General features: G+C 67.0%; 1 protein-coding gene. It reads right to left on the bottom strand.

Annotated features, from left to right (window positions below; translation table 11 throughout):
• Positions 1 to 612: condensation domain-containing protein (locus IRT45_RS36420; RefSeq protein WP_305082339.1), on the bottom strand; the 612-nt coding region annotated here is incomplete at both ends.

The following is a 612-nucleotide window of genomic DNA, read 5'->3' on the forward strand; positions in this document are numbered from 1 at the left end:
CAGTGTGTAGTCGACGTACTGCACCGCCAACGGTGCCCAATCCGGCGCCCGGCCCGCGCAGCGGCAGGCGTAGGCCGCACCCAAATCGGCGGCCAGCGGCCTCAGCGACCAGCCGTCCGCGGCGATATGGTGCATCACGATCACCAGCACGTGTTCTTGATCGGAAACGTCGAAAAGCTCTGCACGCAACGGGATCTCGGTCGCCAAGTCGAACGGGTAGCGCGCCGCCTCGTTCACGGCGGCGTCCAGCCGGGTTCGCGACCATCCGGTCGCATCGACCACGTCGCACCCGAAAACAACCCGCTCCATGGGGATGATCACCTGCCGGGGTGTGCCCTCGGTCGCGCTGAGTACCGTGCGTAGGCTTTCGTGACGGCCCACCACATCGGCCAGCGCCGCACCCAGCGCGTCGACATCGAGCCCACCAGTCAACCGCAACGCCGCCGCCACGTTGTAGACCGGGGAGGGGCCTCGGAGTTGGTCGATGAACCAGAGTCGTTGCTGGGCATACGACAACGGGATCACCGCGGGTCGTTCGACCGGTGTCAGTCGTGGGAGCCGGCTCGAACCGGCACTATCGATACGGGGGGCAAGCCGGGCTACGGTGGGTGT

Source organism: Nocardia sp. BSTN01, assembly GCF_015354405.1.
In the GTDB taxonomy this organism is placed as follows: domain Bacteria; phylum Actinomycetota; class Actinomycetes; order Mycobacteriales; family Mycobacteriaceae; genus Nocardia.